Consider the following 26986-nt stretch of genomic DNA (forward strand, 5'->3'; position numbering starts at 1 on the left):
CTGGAGGCGCGCCTACAGGTTGACGGCGGCCAGCACCAGGTCCAGCCCGCGGTCGAAGCGGGCGTCCCAGTCGACCACCTCGACGGCGTCCTCGCCGGTGCCTCGCACCTCGAGCGCGGTGTGGCCGATGACGTACGACAGCAGCGCGTGCGCCGCGACGGCAGCCGCGGCCTCGGGCACGCCGCCCTCCCGGAGCACCTCGCGCAGGGACGCGGTGGTGGTGGCGAGGGCGGCCGGGTTACGGCTGGTGACCAGGAGCGGGAGGACCCCGGCGTGGTCCAGCAGACGCTTGCGGTAGGCGTGCGCCCAGCGGGTCAGCGCCTCTCGCCAGCCCGCCGCCTTGCGCCCGTCGGCCGGGGCGATCGCCACGTGCGCGACCAGGCCGTCCAGCAGCTGCTCCTTGCCTCGCGGCAGATGGTGGTAGATCGCCATCGCCTCGACCTCGAGCGCGTCGCCGAGCCGCCGCATGGTGAGCCGGCCCAGCCCCTGCCCGTCGATGATCTGCAGCGCGGCCTCGATGATGCGCTCGATGCTGAGGGGCGCGCGGTCCTTGGCGTTGATCGCAGGCTGTCTGACCATGGAACGACCTTACTGCGTAAAGGTCCCGACTTGGGTGTCCGCCGCCACAACACGCCGGTGCCGCGCGTACGCTTGCCCTGACTTCGATCTAGAACGAGGAGCACCGCATGTCGTTGGGCCGCAAGGTGAGCAAGGACGTCCTGGAGCTGCACGAGGCCGACCAGCGGCTCGCCGGGACCCTGCGCGACCGCCTTCTGGACGCGTCCGAGGCCGAGCGGGAGTTCCGCGCGGCGCAGGCCCGTACCGCCCCGGCCGCCGAGCAGCGCGAGCTCGCGATCCGCTTCGACAAGGCGCTCACCGAGGCGCTGGCCACCGCCGAGGCGGCCGAGCGGGTCGCCATGGGCACCAAGACCTACACGACCGGCGCGCAGGACCCCAAGACCCACCGCGCCGCCGAGATCGCGGCGCGCAAGGCCAGGGCGAAGTGGGCGGTCCGGCCGTTCAGCGAAGAGGTGACCCGGCTGCGCACGGCACGCGAGGCGCACCGTCTCAGCCTCAAGATCGGCCCGCAGGTCGCGGTCTGAGCGCGCGCCCGGCTCGCGGGCCGGCTCCCGGCCCGACTTCGGTGCCGGACTTCGCGACACAGCACCACCGAGTGGCACCGGCCGCCGAGTTCTGAGAATCTACCCTCTCGGGGAAACGCCGGGGGGCTCCCTGCACCGGACGCCGCGGGGATCGCGCGGCGTCACGGGAGTTTCCTGGCGAGGGTCGCACGACACGGTGCACTTATCGCGGGGGGAACATCACTTGGAGCGCACGCCGCCTGATCGGCATCGCGTCCTCGAGTCCTATGAGGACGGGGTGCAGGCGATCAGGACGATGGCGGCTCGGATCGGCGACTGGAGCGTACGCACCCCTTGCACCGAGTGGCAGGCTCTGGACCTGGCCGGGCACCTGCGCTGCGTCGCCGAGAACTACCTGGAGTACCTGCAGGACTCGCCGGACAGCCGGCTGGCCAAGCTGTTCGCCCAGGAGGCCGCGACCGCGGTGCTGATCCGGCAGCAGGCACGGCAGAACGCGACCGAGCTCGCGGTGCTGCCGCCCGAGCCGGGGCCGTCGCGCATCATGGCCTTCACCGTCTCGGCGGGGGCCTACGCGGACCTGATGCCTGATCTCTGGGACCGCACGCATTTCGTCTACCGGGGCACCAAGTACACGGTCGGGGACCACGCGGGCGCGTCCTGCGTGGAGTGGCACCTGCACGCGTGGGATCTGGCACGGGCGCAGGGGGCCGACTACCGGCCGCAGGATCCGGAACTGCTGGTGTCGGCCTGGCATTGGGGCGTTCCACATCTGCCCCTGTCGGGCGGGGACGCCTGGGAGGCCGTACTGCGCTCGTCGGGCCGTTCACCCGGCTGGCCGGAGAAGGACGTCCCCGCGACGGCGGAGAAGGGCGCGCCTGCCGCGTCCGGTGCCGCGAACGCCTCGGGCCTGCCGGCCGCGGCGGCGATGGCCCTCGCACGGCGCCGGCCACGCCGCCCGGTCTGACACCGCCGCTGGGCCTGACACTGCCGTACGGGCTGAGACCGCCGTACTGACTGGCAACGGACATGAAGAAGCCGATGCGCCGTCCCCCGGCCGGGGGACGGCGCATCGGCCTGTGCGGGGGCGGTCAGACCCCTACGAGCTTCCTGCTGTGCGTGCGCAGGTAGACGACCCAGGTCAGGGCGAAGCACAGGGCGTAGAACGCGATGAAGGCGATGTAGGCGCCGTCACCTGTCTTGTAGGTGAGGAACGACTGGCGGAAGGCCATGTTCACCAGGACCCCGCCGAACGCGCCGATCGCCCCGGCGATGCCGATGAGCGCCCCGGCGAGGCGGCGCGCCTCGTGCTCGGCCTGGTCCGGGTCGCCGCCGTTGGCCACACCGAGCTGCGCCTTGGCGCGGAAGATGGCCGGGATCATCTTGTAGGTCGAGCCGTTGCCGAGGCCGCTGAAGACGAACAGCAGGATGAACCCGGTGAGGAAGAGCCCCAGCGACTTCTGCGCGGAGGCGGTCAGGACCAGGCCCGCCGCGACGGCCATCGCGACGAAGTTCCAGAACGTCACCTTGGCGCCGCCCACCCGGTCGGCGAGCCAGCCGCCGACCGGCCGGATGAACGAGCCGAGCAGCGGGCCCAGGAACGTCAGGTAGGCGGCGTCGATCGGGGTGGCGAAGTCGGACTTGAACTGCACCTGCAGTACCTGCCCGAAGGCGAAGCCGAACCCGATGAACGAGCCGAACGTGCCGATGTAGAGCACCGACATGATCCAGGTGTGCGGGTCCTTGGCGACGTCGCGCATGGCGTGCTTGTCGTTGCGCGCCTGGGACAGGTTGTCCATGTAGAGCGCCGATGCCAGCGCGGCGACGACGATGAACGGGATGTAGAGGCCGGCGACGTAGCCGGGGTGGCCCTTGCCCGCGGTGGCCAGCACCAGCAGCCCGACCAGTTGCACGACGGCCACGCCGAGGTTGCCGCCGCCCGCGTTGATGCCGAGGGCCCAGCCCTTCAGCCGCTGCGGGTAGAAGGCGTTGATGTTGGCCATCGAGGAGGCGAAGTTGCCGCCGCCGACGCCCGCGATCGCCGCGAGGATCACCAGCGTCGAGTACGACACCCCCGGCTTGATCATGAAGGCCGCGAGCACGGACGGGATCAGCAGCAGCGAGGCGCTGACGATCGTCCAGTTGCGCCCGCCGAACCTGGCCACCGCGAAGGTGTAGGGGACGCGCAGCACCGAGCCGACGAGCGCCGGCACCGCGGTGAGCATGAACTTGCCGGCCGGGTCGATGCCGTAGGCCGGTCCCAGGAACAGCACCAGGACCGACCACAGCGTCCACACCGAGAACCCGATGTGCTCGGAGAAGATCGAGCAGATCAGGTTGCGGCGGGCGACCTTCGCGCCGCCGTTCGCCCAGAACTCCTCGTCCTCGGGCCGCCAGTCCTCGATCCAGCGGCCCTTGAGGCGGGTCAGCGCGGGCCCGCGGCCCCTGTGCTTGACATCGGTCGTGACGGTCATCGGGACTCCTCGTGGTCGGTCGGACGCGGCCGACGCTAGGAGTCCCGGATTTCGCCGGTGTGTTTCGTGTAATGCGGCAGTGATAACTCCGCTGCACTACCGCCCGTGACCGCTGTGAGCCCGTCCGCGAGAGTCCCGGGCTAGACGTGGTCGACGAGGACCTTCGCCTTGCCCGGGTCGGCGCTCCGGGCGCAGTGGGCCGAGCAGTACCAGTGCCGGTCGACCTCCACGCCGTGGCCGACCACGCGGCACTCGCAATGCTCGCAGATCGGAGCCATCCGGGTGATCGCACACTCGAACGAGTCGAAGGTGTGCACCGCGCCCTGCGCGTGCACCTCGAAGCTCATCGCATAGTCGTTACCGCAGACCTCGCAGGCCGCCATGACGTCCCCCCGTCATCAAACCGTCGCTCTCCGTACGCGATCTACCCATCGGAGGGGCGCTTCTATCCCTCCAGGTCAGCCCTTATGGGGCTATCCCTCCGGGGTGGGGGCCTTGGGGGCGACCAGGACCGGGAAGGAGGGCTCGCGGCCGTCCTCCAGGTAGATGGCGCGTCCCTCGGCCATGCCGCGCAGGCTGGGCTCCATGCGGCGGGAGATGTGCGTCGGTGCCAGTTCGGGCACCTTCTCGGGAGCGACGAGGACGTGGTCGGACAGTTCGTCGGGAGGAAGCCGGATCGCGCTCACCTCGTCGGCGGTGACGGCGCCGGAGAACACGAAGACGTTCACCGCGTCCACGCCGTCGCGGGGCGAGCCCCAGTCGACGCAGACCATGCCGTCCAGGCGGGGGACGAAGCCGAGCTCCTCCTCGCACTCGCGCACGCACGCGGTGAGCGGCGACTCGCCCTTCTCGATGACCCCGCCGGGCAGGAACCAGCCCTCCCTGTAGGTGGGCTTGACCAGCAGGACCCGCCCGAGGTCGTCGAGCAGGAGGGCCGCGGCGGCGCCGCGGGTGCGCGGCAGCGAGGCGTAGTAAGCAAGGTCGGGCATAGTTCAGAGGTTAGGCGCCGAAATGTGAAAATTGTCCGGTCGGGTGTACGGGGTGGCCGCTTCCGTCCACGAAGTCGCGGGCCCGCCGCCAATCCGTTCGGCGTGCAGCGCTCTGGCGACGAATGGTCCCTGACAACGTCTGACAACGCTTGACATGTGATCGTCGGAATTGGGTGATCTTTGCCACCCATTCCACGGCGGCCTCCTGACCTTGGTGAACGGGGCCGCGTGAGCGGCTTTTAACATCCAGGTCACAGAGGGGACGCAGCGGCGAAATCCCGTCCGAACAGGCTCGGGACATGACCGAGACCCCGACGCACTGCCCCTACTGCGCCCTGCAGTGCGGCATGACCCTGGGCGGCACGCCCGTCCAGGTGACCCCGCGTGAGGACGTCCCGGCCAACCGCGGCGGCCTGTGCCAGAAGGGCTGGACTGCCGCCGAGATGCTGACCGTGCCGGACCGGATCACCGGCCCGCTGATGCGCGCCCGGCGCGGGGCGCCGCTGGAACCGTGCGGCTGGGACGAGGCGCTCGACCGGATCGCCGCCGAGACCGCGCGGCTGCAGGACGCCCACGGGCGCGACGCCATCGCCGTGTTCGGCGGCGGCGGCCTCACCAACGAGAAGGCCTACCAGCTCGGGAAGTTCGCCCGGGTGGCGCTGCGCACCTCGCAGATCGACTACAACGGCCGGTTCTGCATGTCGTCGGCCGCCGCCGCGACCAACCGGGCGTTCGGGATGGACCGCGGCCTGCCGGGGCCGATCACCGACCTGGGCGTCGCCGACGCGATCCTGCTGGTCGGCGGCAACGTCGCCGAGACCATGCCCCCGTTCATGCGCCACCTGACCGACATGCAGGGCCGGGGCGGCGCGCTCATCGTCGTCGATCCGCGCCGTACCGCCACCGCGCGCCAGGCGGACCTGCACCTGCAGCCGACGCCGGGCACCGACCTGGCGCTGGCCAACGGACTGCTGCACCTGGCGCTCACCGAGGGGCTGGTGGACGAGGCCTACATCGCGGAACGGACCAACGGCTTCGCGGCGGTGCGGACCGTCGTGAACGGCTACTGGCCGGACCGGGTGGAACGCATCACCGGCGTTCCCGTACCGCACATGCGCGAGGCCGTCCGGCTGCTCGCGCGCGGGCGCCGATCGCTGATCCTCACCGCGCGCGGCGCCGAGCAGCACGCGCGCGGCACCGACATGGTGACCGCCCTGATCAACCTGGCCCTGGCGCTCGGCCTGCCGGGACGCGAAGGCTCCGGCTACGGCTGCCTCACCGGGCAGGGCAATGGGCAGGGCGGCCGCGAGCACGGCCAGAAGGCCGATCAGCTGCCCGGCTATCGCAAGATCGACGACCCGGCCGCCCGCGCGCACATGGCGTGGGTGTGGGGCGTCGACGCCGACTCGATCCCCGGACCGGGGCGTTCGGCCTACGAACTGCTGTCGGCGCTCGGCACCGAGACCGGGCCGAAGGCGCTGCTGCTGTTCGGGTCCAACCCGGTGGTGTCCGCGCCGCGCGCGACCGCCGTGGAGGAACGGCTGGACGCGCTGGACCTGCTGGTCGCGGCCGACTTCGTGTTGTCGGAGACCGCGAGCCGGGCCGACGTCGTGCTGCCGACGGCCCAGTGGGCCGAGGAGTCCGGCACGATGACCAACCTGGAGGGGCGGGTCCTGCGCCGCCGCGAGGCCGTACGGCGGCCGGACGGCGTGTGGACCGACCTGGAGATCATCGCGGCGCTCGCCGACCGCCTCGACGCGCCCGGCAAGTGGAGCACCGACCCCGCCGAGGTCTTCGACGAGCTGCGCGCCGCGAGCGCGGGCGGCCTGGCCGACTACTCCGGCATCACCTACGAGCGGATCGAACGCGACGGCGGCGTCTTCTGGCCGTGCCCGGGGGAGGACCACCCCGGCACCCCGCGCCCGTTCCTCGACCGCTTCGCCCATCCCGACGGCCGGGCGCGCTTCACACCGGTCGAGCACGTCGGGGCGGCCGAGGACGTCGACGACGACTACCCCGTCTACCTCACCACCGGGCGGGTGCTCGCGCAGTACCAGAGCGGCGCGCAGACCCGCAGGGTCCGGCCGCTGGTGGAGGCCGCGCCCGAGCCTTTCGTCGAGCTGCATCCCGACCTGGCCGAACGGCTGGGCATCGAGGACGGCGACGACGTCCGCGTCGCCAGCCGGCGCGGCACCGCGACCGTGCGGGCCCGCCTGACCGACGCGATCAGGCACGACACCGTGTTCATCCCCTTCCACTGGGCGGGCGGCGGGCGGGCGAACCTGCTCACCAACCCCGCCCTCGACCCCATGTCGCGCATGCCCGAGTTCAAGGTCTGCGCCGTCCGGCTGGAGCCGGCGGCACGAGTGAACGGAGTCGCACAGTGAGCATCGTGGTCGTCGGGAACGGGATGGCAGGTTCCCGGTTCGTGAGCGAGGTGCGGTCCCGCGACCGGGACGTGCCCGTGACGGTGTTCGGTGCCGAGCCGCAGCAGCCCTACAACCGGGTGCTGCTGTCCAACGTGCTCGCCGGGGTCTCCGCGCCCGACCAGATCGGCCTGGTCGACCCCGCCTGGTACGAGGCCAACGACGTGGACGCGCGGCTCGGCGTCGAGGTGGTGCGGATCGACCGGGAGGCGAGGGTGGTGTACGCCTCCGACGGCAGTTCCGTGCCGTACGAGACGCTGGTGATCGCGACCGGGAGCAACTCGCTGATCCCGCCGTTCCCCGGGACCGAGAACGGCCTGCCCGCCGGGGCGATCGCGTTCCGCACCCTGGCCGACTGCCACGAGATCCTGGCGGAGGCGGACGGCGCGACGACGGCCGTCGTGGTCGGCGGCGGGCTGCTCGGCATCGAGGCGGCGCGCGGGCTGGCAGGCCGCGGCATCGAGGTGACGGTCGTTCACCTCGCCGGGCACCTGATGGAACGGCAACTCGACCCGGGCGCCGGCAAGGTGCTCGCGCGGACGCTGCGCCGCCTCGGCATCGACGCCCATCTGGACGCGAGCGTGACCGCGCTCCGCACAGGGGACGACGCCGGAACGGTGCGGGTCAGCGGTGTCGACCTCGCCGACGGTCGTTTCCTGGCCGCGGACCTGGTCATCATGGCGTGCGGGGTGAAACCGGAGGTCGGGCTGGCACGCGCCGCCGGCCTCGCGGTGGAACGGGGCATCGTGGTCGACGAGGAGCTCACCTCGGTCACCGACCCCGCCGTCCGAGCGATCGGCGAGTGCTCGCAGTACGGCGACACCGTCTACGGGCTGGTGGCGCCCGCCTGGGAGCAGGCGACCGTGCTGGCCGACCTGCTGACCGGCGCCGACTCCGCCGCGCGCTTCACCGGAGCGCGGCAGATCACGCGGCTCAAGGCGGCCAGCGTCGAGCTCGCCGCGATGGGGGAGACCCATCACGGCGACGACGACCCGGGCGTGGAGGTCATGCAGTTCGCCGACGCCAGCCGCGGCACGTACAAGAAGGTCGTCATCAGGGACGACCGGATCATTGGCGCGATCCTGCTGGGGGAGACCAGCACCGCCGGCACGCTCACCCAGCTGTACGACCGGGAGTCGCCGCTGCCGAGCGACCGGTTGAGCCTGTTCTTCCCAGGGGTGGGCGGGGCGCCCGAGGCGGACACGCCCGTGCGCATCCCGGACGCGGCGACGATCTGCCAGTGCAACAACGTTTCCAAGGGACAGATCCGCGCGTGCTGGGAGAAAGGCGCGCGAACGGCGGACGAGGTGGCCCGCGAGACGCGTGCCAGCACCGGTTGCGGAGGATGCCGCAGTGCCCTGGAGGGCATCGTGTCCTGGCTCGATGAGCAGGAGTCCGTCACCGTCGCCTGAACCTCCGCGGCCCTGGGCTGAGACCTTCGGCACATTCACCCCGTCGCTAGCGCGGCGGGGTTTTGTGCTTTCCGAAAGAACGCCGGAAATTCGCGGCGGCCGATTGCGAGATGACCACGTTTGGATTTCAGGGTGAGCGTCTTTTAACACGCCGGTGACAAAGGGGACCCAGCCGCGAAACGGCCTCTGCTCAGGATCGGGCCATGAACGTCGGAGGGCAGGGCCGCATGAGGGTTGTCGTCGTGGGACACGGGCCGACCGGGCACCGGCTGGTGGAGGCGCTGCGCGAGCGCGACACCGGCGGGCAATGGCAGGTCACGGTGGTCGGCGAGGAGACCAGGACGGCCTATGACCGGGTGGCGCTCACCTCCTACCTGACCGAGGACGCCGACCTTGCCTACCCGGCTCATGACGATCAGGTGGAGATGGTCACCGGCGATCCGGTCGCCGGGATCGACCGGGTGGCGCGCGTCGTTCGTACCGCCGGGGGCCGTGAAATCGGCTATGACGCATTGGTTCTTGCGACGGGATCGGCGCCGTTCGTGCCGCCGGTCGAAGGCAAGGATCTGCCGGGCGTTTTCGTCTACCGGACGATCGACGACCTCGACGCCATCCGTTCACACAGCGCGAACCTTACAACGTCAAGGCCCGGGGTCGTGGCCGGCGTCGTCGTGGGCGGGGGACTGCTCGGCCTCGAGGCCGCCCGCGCCCTCCAGGGCCTCGGCGTCGACACACACGTGGTCGAGGTCGCGCCGTGGCTGATGCCGCGCCAGCTGGACGAGGGCGGCGGCGCGATGCTGCGCCGCCACATCGAGGCCATGGACATGAAGGTGCACGCCGGTACGCCGATGGCGGGCCTTCAGGCGGGCGAGGACGGCGGCGTCGGACGGGTCGCGCTGGCCGACGGCTCGGCGATCGACGCCGGGATCGTGGTCTTCTCTGCGGGCATCAGGCCGCGCGACGAACTGGCCCGCGGCTGCGGCCTGCCGGTGGGGGAGCGCGGCGGCATCGTCGTCGACGCCGAGTGCCGTACGGGCGATCCGGCCATCTACGCGATCGGCGAGTGCGCCCTGGTGGACGGCCAGGTGTACGGGCTGGTCGCGCCGTGCTTCAGCATGGCCGAGGTGGTGGCCGACCAGCTGCTGGCCGCCGGCGCCGAGTCCGAGAGCCCGGCCCGCTTCACCGGCGCCGACCTGTCCACCAAGCTCAAGCTGATGGGCGTGGACGTCGCCAGCTTCGGCGACCCGTTCGCCGGACCCGAGCAGGGCGCGCTGGACGTCACCTACACCGACCCGGTCGCGGGGATCTACAAGAAGCTGATCGTCAGCGACGACGCCAAGACGCTGATCGGCGGCGTGCTCGTCGGCGACGCCGAGTCCTACCCGACGCTGCGCGCGTTCATCGGCGCCGAACTGCCCGGCACGCCGGAGCAGGCGCTGTTCGGCGGGACCGAGGCGGCCGGGGGCGAGCTGCCCGGCGCGACCGTGATCTGCAGCTGCAACAACGTGAACGCCGAGGCGATCCGCTGCTCGATCCGCGACGAGGGCCTTACCGACATGGGCGGCGTGAAGGGCTGCACGCGCGCCGGAACCAGCTGCGGCAGCTGCGTTCCGCTGGTGAAGAAGATCCTGGACGCCGAGCTCACCGCGGCCGGCATCGAGGTCAGCCGGGCGCTGTGCGAGCACTTCGACTACAGCCGCGCGGAGCTGTTCGACATCGTCCGCGTCACCGGGATCACCACGTTCACCCAGCTCATCGACGAGCACGGGCACGGGCGCGGCTGCGACATCTGCAAGCCGGTCGTCGCCTCCATCCTGGCGAGCCTGGGCCACGGCCACATCCTGGAGGGCGAGCAGGCGGCGCTGCAGGACACCAACGACCACTTCCTGGCCAACATGCAGAAGAACGGCACCTACTCGGTGGTGCCGCGCATCCCCGGCGGTGAGATCACCCCCGAGAAGCTCATCGTGATCGGCGAGGTGGCCCGCGATTTCGGCCTCTACACCAAGATCACCGGCGGGCAGCGGATCGACCTGTTCGGCGCCCGCGTGGAGCAGCTGCCGCAGATCTGGAAGCGGCTGGTGGATGCCGGGTTCGAGTCCGGGCACGCCTACGGCAAGGCGCTGCGGACGGTGAAGTCGTGCGTCGGATCGACCTGGTGCCGGTACGGCGTGCAGGACTCGGTGGCGATGGCGATCCTGCTGGAGCTGCGCTACCGGGGGCTGCGGGCGCCGCACAAGCTGAAGTCGGCGGTGTCGGGCTGCGCCCGTGAATGCGCGGAGGCGCAGGGCAAGGACTTCGGCGTCATCGCGACCGAGAACGGCTGGAACCTCTACGTCGCGGGCAACGGCGGCATGCGGCCCCGGCACGCCGACCTGTTCGCCACCGACCTCGACGACGCGACGCTGATCCGCTACATCGACCGGTTCCTGATGTTCTACATCCGCACCGCCGACCGGCTGCAGCGCACCGCGAGCTGGCTGGAGGGCCTGGAAGGCGGGCTGGACTACCTGCGCGAGGTCGTCATCGACGACCGCCTGGGCATCTGCGCCGAACTGGACGCCGCGATGGACCGCCACGTCGGCTCCTACGCCGACGAGTGGCGCGACGCCATCGAGGACCCCGCCAAGCTCACCCGCTTCGTCTCGTTCGTCAACGCCCCCGACACCCCCGACCCGAGCATCGTCTTCGAGCCCGAACGCGATCAGATCAAGCCGGTCCTGGTGGCCGGTCCCCGCCTGGAGGTGGCAACGCGATGACCATGACACCCGACGCGACCCTCGACCGAGGAACCGCTCCCGTCCGGACCGCCGCCCGCTGGTCCGACGTCTGCGCCTACGGCGACCTGCTCCCCGAGCGCGGCGCCTGCGCGATGGTCGACGGCGTGCAGGTCGCGATCTTCCGCACGTACGGGGGCGACCTGTTCGCGCTGTCGAACTTCGACCCCTACAGCGACGCGTACGTGATCTCCCGGGGCATCCTGGGCACCCGCGGCGGCGCGCCGACGGTCGCCTCGCCCATGTACAAGCAGGTGTTCGACCTGCGCACCGGCGTCTGCCTGGACGACCCGCGGGTGGCGCTGCCGACCTTCGCGGTCCGTCGCAACGGTGCGGATCGGGTCGAGGTCGCTCGCGGTTCGGAGGTGGGCACGTCCGATGAACACCGACAGTGAGCCGCTCGCCGGGTTCGCGGTCGGCGTGACCGCGGACCGCAGGCACGAGGAGCTGGCCACGCTGCTAGAACGGCGCGGAGCGCGGGTGGTGCACGCCCCGGCCATCCGCCTGGTCCCGCTGTCGGACGACGCCGACCTGCTGCACGCGACCGGCGAGTGCGTCGAACGGCCGCTCGACCACGTCGTCGTCACCACCGGCATCGGCTTCCGCGCGTGGCTGGAGACGGCCGACGGGTGGGGTCTGCGGGACGCGCTGATCGAACGGCTCGCACAGGTGGACCTGCTCGCACGCGGCCCGAAGTCGCGCGGCGCGATCCGTTCGGCCGGACTGCAGGAGGTGTGGTCGCCGGACTCGGAGAGCTGCGCCGAGGTGCTCAAGCACCTGCTGGAGAAGGACCTGGCGGGCACGCGGATCGCGGTGCAGTTGTACGGCGAGGAGCTCCCGGAGTTCACCGGCGCTCTGCGCGCTGCGGGCGCCGAGGTGATCGAGATCCCCGTCTACCGCTGGTCGCGTACCGAGGACTCGACGCCGCTCCGGCGCCTGGTCGGCCAGGCGGTAGCCGGAACCGTCGACGCCATCACGTTCACCAGTTCCCCAGCCGTAGCCGCGACGCTGGCGGTCGCAGCCGAGGACGGCCTCGAAGAGCCGCTCCTCGACGCGCTGCGCACCAACGTCGTCGCGGCCTGTGTGGGCCCGGTGACCGCGCAGCGGCTCATCGAGAAGGACGTGCCGACCGTGCTGCCGGAACGAGCCAGGATCGGCGCACTGGTCCGAGCCCTCGTCTCCGACCTCCCCGAACGCCGCTCCCGCCGCCTAGAGGTCCGCGGCTTCTCTCTAGAGCTGCGCGGGCACGCGGTCGTCTTGGACGGTCAGCTGAAACCGATCGCCCCCGCGCCGATGGCGATCCTGCGCGCCCTGGCCCGCCGCCCGGGCCACGTGGTGTCGCGCGCCGAGCTGTGCGGGGTGCTGCCGAGCCGCCTGATGGTGGGCGGCGTGCCGTGGAGCCGCGACGGACGCCCGCAGGCCGACGAGCACGCGGTGGAGATGGCCGTGGCGCGGCTGCGCCGCGGCCTCGGCAGATCAGGAATCGTCGAAACAGTGGTCAAGCGCGGCTACCGCCTGGCGTGCGACCCCCGGATGCTCGCGGAGATGAGTAGTTGACCGAGGACCACCCGACCCTGCTGGCCGTCGCGCACGGCACCCGCGACCCGGCGGGCGCCGCCACCGTACGGGCCCTGCTGGACCGTACCCGTGCGCTGCGCCCCTGGATCGACGTCGCCGAGGCGTACGCGGAGATCGCCGAGCCGTCCCTGGAAGACGCCGTCACCCGCATCACCAGCCCCATCGTCACCGTTCCGCTCATGCTCGCCCGCGGCTATCACGCCCTCGTGGACATCCCGAACCGCGTAGGGAACGCCCTCACGACCCGCCCCCTGGGCCCGGACCCGATGATCGCGGCAGCCCAAGCGGGCCGCCTGGCCGAAGCACTCAACGGCGAACGCCTCGGCCCCCACGACACCGTCATCCTCGGCGCCGCCGGCTCCTCCGACCCCAACGGCGTGGCCGACGTACGCACCGCCGCCCGCCTCCTGTCCGGCCGCCTGCGCAGAGAAGTCCCGTACGGTTTCGTGGCCGCCGAAGGCCCCCAGCTCTCCGAGGTGGTCGCCGCCCACTCGCACAATCGAGTGATCGTCGCGTCCTACCTCCTGGCCCCGGGCCTCTTCCACACCCGCATGCTTTCCTCGGGCGCAGACATGGTCAGCGACCCCCTAGGCGCCCACGACGCGATCGCGCGCTTGATCCTCCGCCGCTTCGACGAGGCGCGCCTGCGCGATGGCCTGCGCGTCGCCTGAGGCCGGTCTACGCTGCGTGCATGACGTTCGAGGCGGGTCATCCCTGCTGGGCGGATCTCAGCACTCCCGACATCGAGGCGAGCAAGGCCTTCTACGGCGGCCTGTTCGGATGGGAGCCGCAAACCTCGCCCGAGTCCGGCGGCTACACCATGTTCAACCTGCGGGACGGGCACATCGCGGCCGCTATGCCGCAGCAGAGCCCCGGCTTCCCGACCGCGTGGACCACCTACATCAGCGTCGCCGACGCCGACTCGACCGCCAAGGCCGTCCAGGACGCCGGCGGCCAGATCCTGATGGGCCCCCTGGACATCACGGACCAGGGCCGCATCGCCCTCTTCGCCGACGCCCAGGGCGCCGTCCTCGGCCTCTGGCAACCCCTCGCGTTCCAGGGCGCCGCCCTCACCCGCGAGCCCAACACCTACTGCTGGAGCGAACTGGCCTGCCGCGACGTAGAAGGCGCCAAGACCTTCTACAGCGAAGTCTTCGGCTGGTCGGGCGAGACCCACGTCTTCGGCACGTCCTCCTACACCGAATGGGACACCGGCGCCCGCCCCTTCGCCGGCATGGTCGAGATGAACGAGGTCTGGCCACCCGAGGTCCCGGCCCACTGGATGGTCTACTTCGCCGTAGAGGACTGCGACGCCGCCGCCTCCAAGGCAGCCGACCTGGGCGGCCTCATCTCAGTCCCGCCCCACGACATCCCCTCAGGCCGCTTCGCCGTCCTCAACGACCCTCAAGGCGCCGTCTTCTCCATCATCCGCCTCGCCCACTAGGCCTCTGCGATGGCGCCCGGTCAGGCCGGGCAGCGGGGTCAGGGGTGGGTGGAGGTGCGGTCGGGGCTGCCCTGATCGGCTTCGGGTTCGGCGAAGCGGGGGTCGTTGGCGGCCAGGAGCTTGAGGACGAGGGCGCTGAGTTCGTCGCGTTCGTCGGGGGTGAGGGCCTGGAGGAGGGACTCGTGGACCTCTTCGCGGCGGGTGCGGTGCTCGCGTAGGGCGCGGCGGCCGCCGGTGGTGATGTGGAGGGCGTAGCGGCGGCGGTCGTCGGGGTCGCGGTGGCGCTCCACGTAGCCGTGGCGTTCCAGCATGTCGATGACCGAGACCAGGTCGGCGGGGTCGACGCTGAGCCGGTCGCTCAGCTCGCGCTGGGAGATCGGGCCTTCGGCCAGCCAGGCGAGGGACAGCACGTGCTGGATCCGCAAGGGCTCGCCGGGGTGCAGTACGGCGGCGCGGCGGCGGGCCATCCGTACCGCCTCGAGCATCAGGTACATGGGCGACTGGAAGAGCGGGTCGTCGGGCGTCACATGGTCGATCCTCGCATTCGGGCGGCCTCTTGACCGCAAAGCTAGGATACTCCTACCGTTGGAATATCCAAGTATTTCGGGGAGGCTCCCATGTCGGCGGTCGCGGTGGACGGCCTGGTGAAGCGCTTCGGCGAGATCGAGGCCGTGAAGGGCATCGACTTCCAGGTGCACCCGGGGGAGATCTTCGGGTTCCTGGGGCCGAACGGCGCGGGGAAGTCGACCACCATCAACATGCTCTGCACGCTGCTGCGCCCCAGCGAGGGGCGGGCGGAGGTGGCCGGGCACGACGTGGTGACCGAACGCGACGACGTGCGGCGCAACATCGGGCTGGTGTTCCAGGACCCGACGCTGGACGGCTATCTGTCGGGCGCGCAGAACCTGCGTTTTCACGCGGAGTTGTACGGGGTGCCGCGGTCGGTGGTCGGACAGCGGATGCGGCAGGTTCTGGAGATGGTCGGGTTGTGGGATCGACGAGAAGATCTCGTGCAGACCTACTCGGGCGGGATGAAGCGGCGGCTGGAGATCGCCCGGGGGCTGCTGCACTCGCCGCGGGTTCTCTTTCTGGACGAGCCGACCGTGGGGCTCGATCCGCAGACCCGGTCGTCGATCTGGAACTACATCCGCCAGCTCAAGGAGACCGAGGAGATCACGATCTTCCTCACGACCCACTACATGGACGAGGCGGAGCACTGCAGCCGCATCGCGATCATGGATCAGGGCGGGATCGTGGCGCTGGACACCCCCGAGGCGCTGAAGGCCGGGGTCGGCAAGGACCGGGTGCGGATCCAGACCGGTGACGACCAGGCGGCCATCGCGGCGCTCGGCGAGCTCTTCGGGCTGGAGGCCGGCATGTCGGAGGGCATGGTCACCTTCGCCGTGGCCTCGGGCGAGGAGTTCGTGCCGCGGCTGTTCGCCGAGCTCGGCATCCCGATCAAGTCCGTGAGCGTGGCGCGGCCGTCGCTGGACGATGTGTTCATGTCGTTCACCGGGCGGACGATCCGCGACGCCGAGGGCACGGCCGCCGACCGGATGCGCATGGCGATGCGCGCGAGAGGACGATGAGGATGACGCTCACCACCGAACCCGCTGAGGGCGTCGTTCGCGTACGGGTGCCACGGCGCAGCATCGCGCACGACCTGCGCGCGGTGAAGATCGTGCTGCACCGGGAGCTGATCCGCTTCTGGCGGGACCGGATGCGCATGGTGTCCGGCCTGGTCCAGCCCGTGCTGTGGCTGCTGGTCATGGGAACGGGCCTGTCCAACCTGACGCGCAGCGGGGGAGGGCCCGCCGGCGAGGTCAACCTCAAGACCTTCATCTTCCCCGGCGTCTGCGCGATGTCGGTGATGTTCACCGCGATGTTCTCGGCCGGGTCGATCGTGTGGGACCGCGAGTTCGGGTTCCTGCGCGAGATGCTGGTCGCGCCGGTCAGCCGCAGCGCCATCGTGATCGGCAAGTGCGTCGGCGGCGCGTTCGTGGCGACCCTGCAGGGCGTGGTCATCGTGGCGCTGGCGGGCCTGGCCGGGGTGCCGTACGACCCGCTGCTGATCGTGGAACTGCTGGCCATCATGTTCCTGGGCGCGTTCGCGCTGACCGGGTTCGGCGTGATGATGGCCGCGCGGATCAAGACCATGCAGGCGTTCTTCGCGCTCATGCAGATGGCGATGATGCCGATGATGTTCCTGTCGGGCGCGCTCTACCCGCTGGCCGGGCTGCCGACGTGGCTGACGATCCTCACGCGCCTCAACCCGCTGACCTACGCGGTCGACCCGCTCCGGCAGGCCGTGTTCGCGCACCTGAACGTCTCGCCGGAGCTGGAGCGCACGTTCAACCCCGGAGTGACCTGGAACGGCTGGGTGGTCCCGGTCTGGCTGGAGCTGTGCATCGTCGCCGCCATGGGCCTGTCGCTGATGGGCGTGGCGATCATGGAGTTCCGCCGCGGCGACTGACGCCCTCCAAAAGGCTCCGGGCGAGCACCCCGGCGTCCCGGCGCGCGGTCGCCGGGTCGCCCGCGTCCGCGATGCGCAATGAGATCTCGGTGAGGCCGCCGTACAGGGCCGCGGCCAGCAGCTCGGCGGGATGGTCCTGCAGCACGCCCGCGTCGATCAGCGACTGGATCCCGGCGACCAGCAGGCCGCCGAGGTGGCGCTGGTCGAGCTCGCGCCAGCGATGCCAGCCGAGCGCGATCGGGCCCTGGAGCAGCACGAGCTCGCGGTAGTCGCGCTCGGCGCAGACGTCCAGGAACGCGTCGACCCCGGCCAGCGCCTGCTCCCACGGGTCGTCCTTGCCCGTCATCGCGGCGGCGATGCGCTGGGCGGCCCGTTCCTCCTGCTCCTCGAAGACCTCCTGGAACAGGCCTTCCTTGCCCTCGAAGTGGTGGTAGAGCGCGCCCCGGCTGAGCCCGGTGCCGCGTACGAGGTCCTCTGCCGACACCGCCAGGTAGCCGTGCTCCAGGAACCGCTCGCGGCCGGTCTCCACCAGCGTGCGCCGGGTCTCCTCCGCGTAGAGCTCCCGGCGGGACTTGACGCCATCCACGCCCCAGGGATATCACATTCACAGTGAATGTGAGATTCAACCTGTCAGTGAGATTCGGGCCGACGGTGACCTGACGGTCAGGGGAGTGGTGAATCGTGGACGTGGTGATCGTGGGCGGCGGGATCGCCGGACTGGTGGCCGCGCGCGAGCTCGCGCGGGCGGGCCGCGAGGTCACCGTGCTGGAGGCACGCGACCGGGTCGGCGGGCGGCTGCTGAACGCCGAGCTGCCGGGCGGCGGGCCGATCGAGGTGGGCGGGCAGTGGGTCGGGCCGGGTCAGGAGCAGGTGCTCGCGCTGATCAAGGAACTCGGGCTGGCCACGTACCCGACGTACATGGACGGCAGGCATCTCGCCGAGTTCGGCGGCAGGCGCAGCGCGTACACCGGCCGGATCCCGCGGCTGAGCCCGCTGGCGCTCGCCGACATCGCCCAGGCCCAGCTGCGGCTGGACCGGCTGGCCGCCAAGGTGCCTACCTCGGCTCCCTGGGAGTGGGACCAGGCCGGACGGCTGGACGGGCAGACGTTCGCGACCTGGATCCGGCGCCACACGGCCACCCGCGCCGGCCGCTCGTTCCTGACGCTGATCACCCAGGCCGTCTTCGCGGCCGAACCGGAGGACCTCTCGGCCCTCTGGGCGTGCCACTACGTGGGCGCCGCCGGCGGCCTCGACGCGCTGATCGAGACGAGCGGCGGCGCGCAGCAGGACCGGATCGTGGGAGGCTCGCAGCGCATCGCCCTGTCCCTCGCCGACGAGCTCGGCGACCGCGTCGTGCTCGACAGCCCGGTGACCGAGATCGACTGGACCGACGACGGCGTACGGGTCGAGCTCGGCGGCGGACGGGAGCCGGTACGGGCGCACCGCGCGATCCTCGCCGTGCCGCCGCCGCTGGCCGGGCGGATCCGCTACACGCCCGGCCTCCCCGGCGACCGCGACCAGCTCACGCAGCGGATGCCGATGGGCCGCGTGATCAAGCTGAACGTGGTGTACGACGAGCCGTTCTGGCGCCGCGACGGACTGAGCGGGCAGGCCAACAGCGACCGCCGCGCCGTCGGCACCGTCTTCGACAACACCCCGCCCGAGGGCGGCCCGGGCGTCCTGGTGGGCTTCCTGGAGGGGCGGCAGGCCGACGTCGCGTCCCGGCTGGCCCCGCACGAACGGCGGCGCCAGGTCCTGGCCGATCTCGTCGGCTACTTCGGGCCCGCGGCCGGGGATCCGGTCGCGTTCATCGAGCACGACTGGGCGGCCGAGGAGTACTCGCGGGGCTGCTACGGAGCGTTCACCGCGCCCTCCACCCTCACCCGCTTCGGTCCCGCCCTGCGCGCGCCGATCGGCCCCCTGCACTGGGCCGGGACCGAGACCGCCACCCGCTGGCCCGGTTACATCGACGGCGCCGTCGAATCGGGCCGCCGGGCCGCAGCCGAGGTCCAGGCGGTCCTCGACGTTCCGGCGCGGCGAACATGAGAATCCAGACTCGCGACCCGATCATCGACGACGTCCTGGACGTGCACCGCGCCGCGATCGGCCCGGATCTGCCGACGCTGCGCAACCACATCTACCGGAGTCTCAACTACCAGCGGCTGCTCCTCGGCACCGACCGGCTGCCCGACAGCGCGGCGCTGGCCTGGGCCGTCCACGACATGGGCATCTGGACGGACGGGACCTGGGACTACCTGGAGCCGTCGGTGGGCCTCGCCCGGGCGTTCGCCGCCGGGCACCCGATCAAGGGCCTCGGCGACACCGAGGACATGGTCCTCCTGCACCACCGCCTGCGGCCTGTGAAGGATCCCCTCGTCGAGTCGTTCCGCCGGGCTGACCTGGTCGACGTCAGCCGCGGGGTGCTGCGCGGCCGGATCAGCCGCCGTTCGGTGGACGCGATCGTGGCCGAGTTCCCCTACCTGGGATTCCATCGCTTCCTGGTCCGCGGCCTGAGCGTTTATGGCGTCCGCCACCCGGCCCGGCCGTTCCCGATGCTGCGCCTCTGACCCCCTGGAATGTGGAAGGCCCGCCGGACCCTTACGGTCCGGCGGGCCTTCCTCTTGGTGGGGTTGCGGGGTAGTGACGCCTACATCGGAACGGTCAGACCGCGAAGTCCAGCAGCGGCCGGGCGTTGCTCGGGTGCCGCAGCTTGGACAGCGACTCCTTCTCCAGCTGGCGGATCCGCTCGCGGGTCAGCCCGAGGGCCTTGCCGATCTCGTCGAGCGTGCGCGGCGTCCCGTCGTAGAGGCCGAACCGCATCGCCATGATGCGGGCCTCACGCGGGTTGAGGATGTCCAGCGTGCGGCGCAGCTGGTCGGCCATCAGCTGGCGGTCGACCAGCTCGGCGGCCTCGGGGCTGTCGGTGTCCTCGATGAGGTCGCCGATCCGGGTCTCGCCGTCCTCGCCGATCGTCGAGTCGAGGCTGATCGGCTGCCGGCTGGTGCGCAGCAGCTCGCGGATCTGCTCGGGGCTCTTGTCGAGCTCCAGCGCCAGCTCCTCGGGGGTGGGCTCGCGGCCCAGCCGCTGGTGCATGTCGCGCTCGACCCGGCTCAGCTTGCTGAGCATCTCCAGGACGTGCACGGGCAGGCGGATCGTGCGGGCCGAGTCGGCGAAGCCGCGCTGTATGGCCTGGCGGATCCACCACATGGCATAGGTGGAGAACTTGTAGCCCTTGGAGTAGTCGAACTTCTCGACCGCGCGGATCAGGCCGAGATTGCCCTCCTGGACGACGTCCAGCAGCGACAGCCCGCGGTCGGAGTACTTCTTGGCGACCGACACGACCAGGCGCAGGTTGGCCTCGAGCATGTGCGACTTGGCGCGGCGGCCGTCGGCGGCGACCCACTCCAGGTCGAGGCGCCGCTGCGGGCTGAGCTTCTCGGTCTCGAGCTTGTGCTCGGCGTAGAGCCCGGCCTCGATGCGCTTGGCGAGGTCCACCTCCTGCTCGGCGGTGAGCAGCTGGCGGCGGCCGATCGCCTTCAGGTAGGTGTGCACCGAGTCGCCCATGGCGGTCGACTGGTCGTCGAGGTCGGTCAGCGGGGTCGCCTCGACCTCGGTGACCTCGAACGAGTCGTCGTCGGGCTCGTCGGCGTCCTCGGACGCCGCGTCCTCAGGCTCGGCGGTCGCGGCCTTCGCCTTGGACTTGGCGGCGGAAGTCTTGGCGGCGGAGGTCTTGGTGCCGGCCTTGGCGGTGCTCTTGGCGGCGGTCTTGGTGCCCTTGGCGCTCTTCTTGGCGGGGCGCTGCTCGGCGGTGGCGGTGTCCTCGTCCTCGGACTCGGTGATCTCGGTCACCGAGGCGGACTTCCTGGACCTGGCCGGGGCCTTTTTCCTGGCGGGCTCGGCTTCGCTGGCCAGGCTGATCCCGGACTCGGAGAGCTCTCGCAGGATCGAACGGCCCTGGGCCGGGCTGATCCCGGCGGCCTCGAAGGCCTTGCGCACCTCGTCGAGTGAGAGGCGCCCTTGGGCATGACCACGCTCGAGGAGCTCGGCGAGCGCGGGACTCGTCAAGTCCGTGAGCGGGGTCTCAACGGCGGTTCGCGGCATGGGGACGCCCCCTCCCTTCAGTGGTGTGGGTGCGGCGCAGAGGCGGGGTTCGCTGGTGACGCGCGCACTAATCGGAACGCCCCGAAGACGCCTTCTTGTTCCCGGTCGGCGAAAGCTCAAGCAGGTCAGCGGGTGAGCCGGGTCACATACAGATCCCAGAACCGGGCCTTGTCGAGGTCGAACACGATCCGTGCCTGGACCGTTCCCGCAGGGTTACGGGGCCTGCTGAAGTCGCCCTTCCCGTAGCCCAGCGCCCGGCCGTAGTCGGGTCCGTCGGTGGCGTCCACGTCCACATAACGCTCCTCGGCCCGCCGGACCATCCCGGGATCCAGGAAGATCGCCGAGGTGATCGCGTCCCAGACGAACGTGCTGTGGTGGGGGTCCTTGGCGAACTCGGGGCCCTGAAGGTCCTTGAACATCTTCTTGATCGGGGTCTCGCGCCCGGCCACGATCCGGTCGTACTGCGCCTTGGTGTAGCTGATCTTCTCCGCCACGTCGTTCGGCACGATGGTCTGCCGCCGGAACGGCGTCCTGACCGCGATCTTGGCCGACTCGGGGTCGAACCACCAGTTGAACTCGGCGGCGGGCGAGACGTTGCCGGGGGAGTCGAACGCGCCGCCCATGTAGATCACCTCCTTGACCAGGGGGACGATCTCGGGGTGGGTGCGCACGGCCAGCGCCAGGTTGGTCGCCGGGCCGATCGCGCAGATCGTGATCTGGCCGGGGTTGCGCTTGACCTGGTCCACGATGAAGTCGGCCGCGGCGCCCGCGCGCGGGCTGGCCTTCGGATAGCCGCCGTACGGGGGCTTGGCGAGCCTGCGGTAGGACGGCGGCCGGGCATGATCGAACGCCCCGGTGTAGGGAGCCTTGCCGTAGAGAGCGTCCTCGCCCTGGAACCGTTCCCGCCGCCACCGGAACAGCGGCTCCCCGGATCCGGCGACGACCGGCACGTCCTGGCGGCCGATCATCTCCAGCTGCCGCAGCGCGTACGCGGTGCCCTCCTCGACCCAGGTGTTGCCGCTGACCGTGGTGACGCCGAGCAGGTTCACGCCCGGCTCGCGGGCCAGCATGAACATCGCGATCGCGTCGTCGTTCAGCTCGCCCATGTCCGCGTCGATGATCACCTTCCGCCCGCCCGCCTGCTCGCGGCCGGGCGCCCGGCTCGTCGCGCCGGCGTCCGCGGCGCCGCCCTGCCCGGCCACACGGGCTCCAGCGGCCGTACGAGCAGGGGACACGGGGGAGGCGGCGGCGGACTGGGTGGCGCCGGCGGCGACGGGGGCGAGCGCCAGGGCGAGGGCGAAGGTGGCGGCGGGCAGCGGCAGCGAGCGTCTCATCCGGGTTTCCCTTCGGGTATCTACACGTGTAGATCGACGGTCTCGAGCCGGACTATGCGGGAGCGGACACGCCACGGCAAGGTCCGATAAGGGATCGGTTACATGATCGTGATCTTGTAGGTCACAGCTTCGTAACACGCCATCTACACGTGTTGATTTGTTGGACGAGACGTCCGAATATCCCCGTCAACACGAGTTGATGGGCGGACCCGAAAGGCGGCTCGATCTTGGTCACCCGGCGTGATGTGGCACAGCTGGCCGGCACCTCCGAGGCCGTGGTCAGCTACGTGCTGAACGACGGCCCGCGCAACGTCGCGCCCGCCACCCGGCAGCGGGTCCTGGCCGCGATCGAGGAGCTCGGCTACCGCCCGAACGCGGTCGCCCGCTCGCTGCGCATGAGCCGCACCCACACGATCGGCCTGGTCGTCCCCGACAACGCCAACCCGTTCTTCGCCGAACTGGCCCGCGAGATCGAGGACGTCGCGTTCTCGCGCGGCTTCACCCTGCTGCTCGGCAACGCGATGGACGACGGCGAGCGCGAGGCCGCGCACGTGCGGACGCTGATCGACCGGCAGGTGGACGGCCTGATCCTCATCCCGGCGCACGGCCCGGGCACCTGGCGGTCCCAGCTGGCCGCCTCCGAGGTGCCCTGCATCGTGCTGGACCGGGAGATCGAGGGCACCGGCGCCATCCAGCTCCTGGTCGACAACGAGGGCGGCGCCTACACCGCCACCCGGCACCTGCTGGAGCACGGCGCCCGCCGGATCGGCTGCGTCGCCGGGCCGCCGGACCTGCACCCGGCGGTCGACCGCATCGCCGGCTGGGCGCGGGCGCTGACCGAGGCGGGCCTGGATCCCGGCGCGATGCCCCTGGCTAACGGGCCGTTCGGCCGCCGCCAGGGCTACCTGTGCGGCCGCGACCTGCTGGCGCGGCCCGACCGGCCCGACGCGCTGTTCGTGACCAGCGACGAGCAGGCCATCGGCGTGATGCGGGCCGCCGCCGAGCTCGGGATCGCGGTGCCGGGCGGGCTGGCGGTGTGCTCGTTCGACGGCATCGCCGCCTCCTCCTACACCGTGCCCGCCCTGACCACCATGCGCCAGCCCCGCGAGGAGCTGGGCCGCCGTGCCGTCGAACTGCTCATCGCGCGCATCGCGGGGGAGACCCCCGCACCGGACCGGGTCGTGTTCCCGGCCCGGCTGCTGCGCCGCGGTTCGTGCGGCTGCCCCGACCCCGAGGACGGCGGGACGGACGCACCACCCCCACCCCCCTGAGGGCGCATCTCCGCCCACCCCCCGAGAAGGAGACCACAGGTGAAGAGCAGCAGCCTCATCTCCATCGCACTGGCCGCGGGCCTGGCCACTGCATCGCTGACCGCGTGCGGCAAGGAGGGCGGCACCAGCGCCGCGCCGCCGAAGAAGGGCGGCAAGCCCTCGATCTGCCTGGTGATGAAGTCGCTGGCCAACGAGTTCTTCCAGCAGATGCAGGCCGGGGCCGAGCAGCACGCCAAGCAGCGCGGCGACCTGAACCTGCAGACCGTCGGCATCCAGAACGAGACCGACATCGACAACCAGGTCGCCGCCGTCGAGAAGTGCGTGACCCAGCAGGCCTCGGCGATCGTCATCGCCCCGGCCGACTCGCGCGCCCTGGTCGCCCCGGTGAAGCGCGCGGTGAACGCGGGCGTGAAGGTCGTCAACATCGACGTGCAGATGGACGAGGGCACGCTGAAGTCGGCCGGCATCCAGGACAAGGTGCCGTTCGTCGGCCCCGACAACCGGCTGGGCGCCGAGCGGTCCGGCGCCGAGCTGGCCAAGATCCTGGGCAAGGGCGGCAAGGTCGCCATCCTTGAGGGCAACCCGGGCGCCGCCAACGCCGACCAGCGCAAGGCGGGCTTCATGGACGCGGTGAAGGAGGGCGGCCTGCAGGTCGCCGACTCCAAGACCGCGCACTGGGAGACCAACGAGGCGCACACGGTCTTCGGCAACATGCTGACCGCCCACCCCGACATCAAGGGCGTGATGGCCGGCAACGACAACATGGCGCTCGGCGCGCTGAAGGTGATCGAGGAGCAGGGCAAGGGCTCGTCGATCAAGGTCGCCTCGTTCGACAACATCCCGGCGATCCAGAAGTACCTGAAGGACGGCTCGGTCGTGTCCACGGTCGACCAGTTCGGGGGCAAGCAGGCCGCCGACGGCATCGACTTCGCGATGAAGATGATCGCCGGTCAGACCTTCAGCGGCTGGCAGAAGACCGACATCAAGCTGATCACCAAGGCGAACGCCGGATGACCGCCGGGTCCCCGCCCGAAGCGGCCGAGTCCCCGCCCCGGGATCCGCTGCTGCGGATCACCGGGCTGGTGAAGCGCTTCCCCGGCGTGGTCGCGCTGTCGGGCGTCGACCTGGAGGTCGCCGAGAGCGAGATCCACATCCTGGTCGGCGAGAACGGCGCCGGGAAGTCGACGCTGGTGAAGTGCCTGGCCGGGGTCCAGCCGCCCGACGGCGGGACGATGGAGTTCGCGGGCGCACCGCACACGCCGGGATCGGCGGCGGACGGGCTGGCGGCCGGGATCCAGGTCGTTCACCAGGAGCTGGCGCTGCTGCCGCACCTGACCGTCGCCGAGAACCTGTTCCTGCGCCGCCTGCCACGCCGCGCCGGGGTCGTGGACCGCGGGCGGCTGCGCGCCGACGCGACCGAACTGCTGGCCCGCGTCGGGCTGGAGGTATCGCCGGGCACCCGGGTGGACCGGCTCGGCATCGCGCAGCAGCAGCTGGTGGAGATCGCCAAGGCGCTGTCGGGCGAATGCCGCCTGCTGGTGATGGACGAGCCGACCGCCACGCTCACCAGCCGGGAGACCGGGACGCTCTTCAAGATCCTGCGGGAGCTGGCGGCGCGCGGCGTCGCGATCGTCTACATCTCCCACCACCTGGAGGAGGTCTTCGAGATCGGCGACCGCGTCACCGTCCTGCGCAACGGGCGGACCGTCGCGACCAGCGCGATGCAGGAGATGACCCCGGCCGGGCTCGTCCGGCTCATGGTGGGCCGCGACCTGGCCGAGGAGTTCCCGCCACGCCCCGAGCGGGCGGACACGCGAGCGACGGCGCTCAAGGTCACCGGCCTGCGTGTGCCCGGCGCGCCCGAACCGCTGTCGTTCGAGGTGCGCGCTGGTGAGGTCGTCGGCCTGGCCGGGCTCGTCGGCTCGGGTCGTACGGAGGCCATGCGCGCGCTGTTCGGCGCCGACAAGGCGCTGGGCGGACGCGTCGAGGTCGGCGGGCGGCACGTGCGGATCCGCCGGCCCCGGGACGCGGTGCGCGGCGGCATCAGCTTCCTCACCGAGGATCGCAAGTCCCAGGGTCTGGTTCTCGGCCTGCCCATCACCGCGAACGTGAGCCTGGCTCGGATCGGCTCGGTGGCGCGGGCCGGGCTGATCCGCCGCCGCGAGGAACGCCGCGTCGCCGAGGGCCTCGGCCAGCGGCTGCACCTGAAGTCGGCGGGCGTCGGCCAGCAGGTCCGCACCCTGTCGGGCGGCAACCAGCAGAAGGTCGTGCTGGCCCGCTGGCTGCACGCCGGGTCCGACGTGCTGATCGTGGACGAGCCGACCCGCGGCATCGACGTCGGCGCCAAGTACGAGATCCACGAGCTGCTGCTGGGCCTGGCCGCCGAGGGCCGCGCGCTGCTGGTGGTCTCCTCCGACCTGCCCGAGCTGACCGGGATCTGCGACCGGATCCTGGTCTTCTCCCGCGGCCGGATCGCCGGCGAGGCCAGGAGAGCCGAGGGCGGGTTCGATGCCGAGCAGATCCTGACCCTGGCCTACTCGGGCTACCTCAACGAGAACGGGACGAGCGCGTGAGAATCGACATGGGTGGCCTGGCCGGGCGGGTGCTCCGCCAGGTTCTGGGGGAGGCCGGGATCGGCGTGGCGCTGGTCGCGCTGTCGGCGTTCTTCCTGGTGGCGGCCGACAACTTCGGCACCGAGCAGAACATCCGCAACATCATGACCCAGATCACGCTGAACACCGTGCTCGCGGTCGGCCTGACGTTCGTGATCCTGGTCGGCGGCATCGACCTGTCGGTCGGGTCGGTGATGGCGCTGTGCGCGGTCGTGTCGGGCGAGATGATGCGCGGGTCCGGCTCGGTGCTCACCATCCTGGGCGGGATCGTGGTCGCGATGGCGATCGGCGCGCTGTGCGGGCTGGTGAACGGCTTCGTGTCCGAGCGCTGGGTGGTGCCCTCGTTCATCGTGACGCTGGCCATGCTCAACATCGCGCGCGGCGCGGCCGAGCGCTACACCAACGCGGCGACCATCTACGACCTGCCGTCCGGGCTGAACGACTTCGGCGTGCAGACCCTGCTGGGCGTCCCGGCGGTGTTCTGGGTGGCGGTGCTGCTGACCGCGGCCGGATGGTTCGTGCTGACCCGGACGGTGTTCGGGCGGCTGATCTACGCGACCGGCGACAACGAGGAGGCGGTGCGGCTGTCGGGGCACCGGACCTCGCTCATCAAGATCGCCGCGTTCATGATCGCGGGGCTGTGCGCCGGGGTCGCGGCGCTGCTCTACATGGCCCGGCTCAACATCGCCAGCCCGATCCTCGGGCAGGGGTACGAGCTGAACGCGATCGCCGCCGTGGTGATCGGTGGTGCCAGCCTGATGGGCGGCCGGGGATCGATGATCGGAACGTTCCTGGGGGCCTGCCTGCTGGGGGTCCTCACCGACGGCCTGCTGCTGATGGGGGTGTCGGACTTCGAGCGGCAGATCATCACGGGCGTGGTGATCCTCGTCGCGGTGGTGCTGGACGCCTACCGGAGGCGGCTGGGCGACCGGATCGCGCTGTCCAGACCCGCGCAGACGATCACGGTCGAGCCCGTCAAGGCATAACCTTACTAC

At 71.2% G+C, this 26986-nt stretch carries 25 protein-coding genes; 17 read left to right on the forward strand and 8 right to left on the reverse strand.

Going from position 1 to position 26986, the window contains the following annotated elements; genetic code table 11:
• Positions 1-12 precede the first annotated feature (12 nt).
• Positions 13-579, reverse strand: a complete 567-nt coding sequence (locus J4573_RS43735; protein ID WP_208262183.1) for a TetR/AcrR family transcriptional regulator — start codon at positions 577-579, stop codon at positions 13-15.
• Between the two features lie 107 nt (positions 580-686).
• On the opposite strand from J4573_RS43735, the gene J4573_RS43740 reads away from it, so the two are divergent.
• Together J4573_RS43740 and J4573_RS43745 are read left to right on the forward strand one after the other, a co-directional pair.
• Positions 687-1103: a plectin gene (locus tag J4573_RS43740; RefSeq protein ID WP_208262185.1), complete on the forward strand. Its 417-nt coding sequence runs from the start codon at positions 687-689 to the stop codon at positions 1101-1103.
• Between the two features lie 223 nt (positions 1104-1326).
• Complete coding sequence (locus tag J4573_RS43745; protein WP_243774555.1) at positions 1327-2067, forward strand: maleylpyruvate isomerase N-terminal domain-containing protein; 741 nt, start codon at positions 1327-1329, stop codon at positions 2065-2067.
• A gap of 124 nt (positions 2068-2191) precedes the next feature.
• Here J4573_RS43745 and J4573_RS43750 read toward each other — a convergent pair whose 3' ends face one another.
• The 3 genes from J4573_RS43750 to J4573_RS43760 all read right to left on the reverse strand — a co-directional run bounded on the left by J4573_RS43750 (position 2192) and on the right by J4573_RS43760 (position 4563).
• Entirely contained in the window at positions 2192-3574 is a 1383-nt protein-coding gene (locus tag J4573_RS43750; protein WP_208262187.1) for a nitrate/nitrite transporter, read from the reverse strand.
• A gap of 140 nt (positions 3575-3714) precedes the next feature.
• Positions 3715-3957, reverse strand: a complete 243-nt coding sequence (locus tag J4573_RS43755) for a metallothionein (RefSeq protein WP_208262189.1) — start codon at positions 3955-3957, stop codon at positions 3715-3717.
• A 90-nt stretch (positions 3958-4047) separates the two neighbouring features.
• A complete protein-coding gene (locus J4573_RS43760) occupies positions 4048-4563 on the reverse strand; it encodes an NUDIX domain-containing protein (RefSeq protein ID WP_208262191.1) in 516 nt (171 codons plus the stop codon).
• Between the two features lie 299 nt (positions 4564-4862).
• Between J4573_RS43760 and J4573_RS43765 the strand changes: the two genes are divergently transcribed.
• From J4573_RS43765 to J4573_RS43795, 7 genes are all read left to right on the forward strand, one after another.
• On the forward strand, positions 4863-6950 hold the full coding sequence (locus J4573_RS43765; RefSeq protein ID WP_208262193.1) for a molybdopterin oxidoreductase family protein: 2088 nt from the start codon (positions 4863-4865) through the stop codon (positions 6948-6950).
• Positions 6947-8401: an FAD-dependent oxidoreductase gene (locus J4573_RS43770; protein WP_208262194.1), complete on the forward strand. Its 1455-nt coding sequence runs from the start codon at positions 6947-6949 to the stop codon at positions 8399-8401. The genes J4573_RS43765 and J4573_RS43770 overlap by 4 nt, the downstream gene beginning before the upstream one ends.
• 203 nt (positions 8402-8604) lie before the next feature.
• Positions 8605-11160, forward strand: a complete 2556-nt coding sequence (nirB, locus tag J4573_RS43775) for a nitrite reductase large subunit NirB (RefSeq protein ID WP_243774556.1) — start codon at positions 8605-8607, stop codon at positions 11158-11160.
• Positions 11157-11573 carry a nitrite reductase small subunit NirD gene (gene nirD / locus J4573_RS43780; RefSeq protein ID WP_208262196.1) on the forward strand — a complete coding sequence of 139 codons (417 nt, stop codon included), beginning with the start codon at positions 11157-11159 and terminating at the stop codon, positions 11571-11573. Before nirB ends, nirD begins: the two co-directional genes overlap by 4 nt.
• Entirely contained in the window at positions 11557-12735 is a 1179-nt protein-coding gene (locus J4573_RS43785; protein WP_208262198.1) for a uroporphyrinogen-III synthase, read from the forward strand. Before nirD ends, J4573_RS43785 begins: the two co-directional genes overlap by 17 nt.
• A complete protein-coding gene (locus J4573_RS43790; protein WP_208262200.1) occupies positions 12732-13427 on the forward strand; it encodes a sirohydrochlorin chelatase in 696 nt (231 codons plus the stop codon). Before J4573_RS43785 ends, J4573_RS43790 begins: the two co-directional genes overlap by 4 nt.
• Positions 13428-13447: 20 nt before the next feature.
• Positions 13448-14200 (forward strand): VOC family protein, encoded by a 753-nt coding sequence (locus J4573_RS43795; protein ID WP_208262202.1) that lies wholly within the window; start codon positions 13448-13450, stop codon positions 14198-14200.
• A 38-nt stretch (positions 14201-14238) separates the two neighbouring features.
• Here J4573_RS43795 and J4573_RS43800 read toward each other — a convergent pair whose 3' ends face one another.
• Positions 14239-14727: a MarR family winged helix-turn-helix transcriptional regulator gene (locus J4573_RS43800; protein WP_208262204.1), complete on the reverse strand. Its 489-nt coding sequence runs from the start codon at positions 14725-14727 to the stop codon at positions 14239-14241.
• A gap of 90 nt (positions 14728-14817) precedes the next feature.
• Here J4573_RS43800 and J4573_RS43805 point away from each other — a divergent pair, with 90 nt between their 5' ends.
• Positions 14818-15789: an ATP-binding cassette domain-containing protein gene (locus tag J4573_RS43805; RefSeq protein ID WP_208262205.1), complete on the forward strand. Its 972-nt coding sequence runs from the start codon at positions 14818-14820 to the stop codon at positions 15787-15789.
• A 2-nt stretch (positions 15790-15791) separates the two neighbouring features.
• Positions 15792-16673, forward strand: a complete 882-nt coding sequence (locus J4573_RS43810; protein WP_208262207.1) for an ABC transporter permease — start codon at positions 15792-15794, stop codon at positions 16671-16673.
• Here J4573_RS43810 and J4573_RS43815 read toward each other — a convergent pair.
• Positions 16648-17259, reverse strand: a complete 612-nt coding sequence (locus J4573_RS43815; protein ID WP_208262209.1) for a TetR/AcrR family transcriptional regulator — start codon at positions 17257-17259, stop codon at positions 16648-16650. The two genes, J4573_RS43810 and J4573_RS43815, sit on opposite strands and share 26 nt — an antisense overlap.
• A 95-nt stretch (positions 17260-17354) precedes the next feature.
• On the opposite strand from J4573_RS43815, the gene J4573_RS43820 reads away from it, so the two are divergent.
• Both J4573_RS43820 and J4573_RS43825 read left to right on the forward strand, forming a co-directional pair.
• Positions 17355-18719: a flavin monoamine oxidase family protein gene (locus J4573_RS43820; RefSeq protein ID WP_307797392.1), complete on the forward strand. Its 1365-nt coding sequence runs from the start codon at positions 17355-17357 to the stop codon at positions 18717-18719.
• Positions 18716-19240: a hypothetical protein gene (locus J4573_RS43825; protein WP_208262210.1), complete on the forward strand. Its 525-nt coding sequence runs from the start codon at positions 18716-18718 to the stop codon at positions 19238-19240. Before J4573_RS43820 ends, J4573_RS43825 begins: the two co-directional genes overlap by 4 nt.
• Positions 19241-19334: 94 nt before the next feature.
• Here the strand turns inward: J4573_RS43825 and J4573_RS43830 are convergent, their stop codons facing one another.
• Together J4573_RS43830 and J4573_RS43835 are read right to left on the reverse strand one after the other, a co-directional pair.
• The gene (locus tag J4573_RS43830; RefSeq protein WP_208262212.1) at positions 19335-20774 is read right to left on the reverse strand and encodes an RNA polymerase sigma factor; all 1440 of its coding nucleotides are present in this window, start codon (positions 20772-20774) and stop codon (positions 19335-19337) included.
• A gap of 125 nt (positions 20775-20899) precedes the next feature.
• A complete protein-coding gene (locus J4573_RS43835; RefSeq protein WP_208262214.1) occupies positions 20900-22108 on the reverse strand; it encodes a nucleoside hydrolase in 1209 nt (402 codons plus the stop codon).
• A gap of 227 nt (positions 22109-22335) precedes the next feature.
• On the opposite strand from J4573_RS43835, the gene J4573_RS43840 reads away from it, so the two are divergent.
• The 4 genes from J4573_RS43840 to J4573_RS43855 are packed head-to-tail and all read left to right on the forward strand — an operon-like array spanning position 22336 to position 26977.
• Positions 22336-23379, forward strand: coding sequence for a LacI family DNA-binding transcriptional regulator (locus tag J4573_RS43840; protein WP_208262216.1), 1044 nt, complete (start codon positions 22336-22338; stop codon positions 23377-23379).
• Positions 23380-23418: 39 nt separating this feature from the next.
• Complete coding sequence (locus tag J4573_RS43845) at positions 23419-24393, forward strand: sugar ABC transporter substrate-binding protein (RefSeq protein WP_208262218.1); 975 nt, start codon at positions 23419-23421, stop codon at positions 24391-24393.
• Positions 24390-25952, forward strand: coding sequence for a sugar ABC transporter ATP-binding protein (locus tag J4573_RS43850; RefSeq protein ID WP_208262220.1), 1563 nt, complete (start codon positions 24390-24392; stop codon positions 25950-25952). The genes J4573_RS43845 and J4573_RS43850 overlap by 4 nt, the downstream gene beginning before the upstream one ends.
• Complete coding sequence (locus J4573_RS43855; protein ID WP_208262222.1) at positions 25949-26977, forward strand: ABC transporter permease; 1029 nt, start codon at positions 25949-25951, stop codon at positions 26975-26977. The genes J4573_RS43850 and J4573_RS43855 overlap by 4 nt, the downstream gene beginning before the upstream one ends.
• Positions 26978-26986: the final 9 nt, after the last annotated feature.

The sequence above is a fragment of the Actinomadura barringtoniae genome (assembly GCF_017573505.1).
GTDB lineage: Bacteria > Actinomycetota > Actinomycetes > Streptosporangiales > Streptosporangiaceae > Spirillospora > Spirillospora barringtoniae.

Bases quoted from the DNA above. Each gene is read 5' to 3' on its own strand.
- J4573_RS43735 (WP_208262183.1), bottom strand. From the start codon at position 579: ATGGTCAGACAGCCTGCGATCAACGCCAAGGACCGCGCGCCCCTCAGC.
- J4573_RS43740 (WP_208262185.1), top strand. From the start codon at position 687: ATGTCGTTGGGCCGCAAGGTGAGCAAGGACGTCCTGGAGCTGCACGAG.
- J4573_RS43750 (WP_208262187.1), bottom strand. From the start codon at position 3,574: ATGACCGTCACGACCGATGTCAAGCACAGGGGCCGCGGGCCCGCGCTG.
- J4573_RS43755 (WP_208262189.1), bottom strand. From the start codon at position 3,957: ATGGCGGCCTGCGAGGTCTGCGGTAACGACTATGCGATGAGCTTCGAG.
- J4573_RS43760 (WP_208262191.1), bottom strand. From the start codon at position 4,563: ATGCCCGACCTTGCTTACTACGCCTCGCTGCCGCGCACCCGCGGCGCC.
- J4573_RS43765 (WP_208262193.1), top strand. From the start codon at position 4,863: ATGACCGAGACCCCGACGCACTGCCCCTACTGCGCCCTGCAGTGCGGC.
- nirB (WP_243774556.1), top strand. From the start codon at position 8,605: ATGAACGTCGGAGGGCAGGGCCGCATGAGGGTTGTCGTCGTGGGACAC.
- nirD (WP_208262196.1), top strand. From the start codon at position 11,157: ATGACCATGACACCCGACGCGACCCTCGACCGAGGAACCGCTCCCGTC.
- J4573_RS43785 (WP_208262198.1), top strand. From the start codon at position 11,557: ATGAACACCGACAGTGAGCCGCTCGCCGGGTTCGCGGTCGGCGTGACC.
- J4573_RS43795 (WP_208262202.1), top strand. From the start codon at position 13,448: ATGACGTTCGAGGCGGGTCATCCCTGCTGGGCGGATCTCAGCACTCCC.
- J4573_RS43805 (WP_208262205.1), top strand. From the start codon at position 14,818: ATGTCGGCGGTCGCGGTGGACGGCCTGGTGAAGCGCTTCGGCGAGATC.
- J4573_RS43810 (WP_208262207.1), top strand. From the start codon at position 15,792: ATGACGCTCACCACCGAACCCGCTGAGGGCGTCGTTCGCGTACGGGTG.
- J4573_RS43825 (WP_208262210.1), top strand. From the start codon at position 18,716: ATGAGAATCCAGACTCGCGACCCGATCATCGACGACGTCCTGGACGTG.
- J4573_RS43830 (WP_208262212.1), bottom strand. From the start codon at position 20,774: ATGCCGCGAACCGCCGTTGAGACCCCGCTCACGGACTTGACGAGTCCC.
- J4573_RS43835 (WP_208262214.1), bottom strand. From the start codon at position 22,108: ATGAGACGCTCGCTGCCGCTGCCCGCCGCCACCTTCGCCCTCGCCCTG.
- J4573_RS43850 (WP_208262220.1), top strand. From the start codon at position 24,390: ATGACCGCCGGGTCCCCGCCCGAAGCGGCCGAGTCCCCGCCCCGGGAT.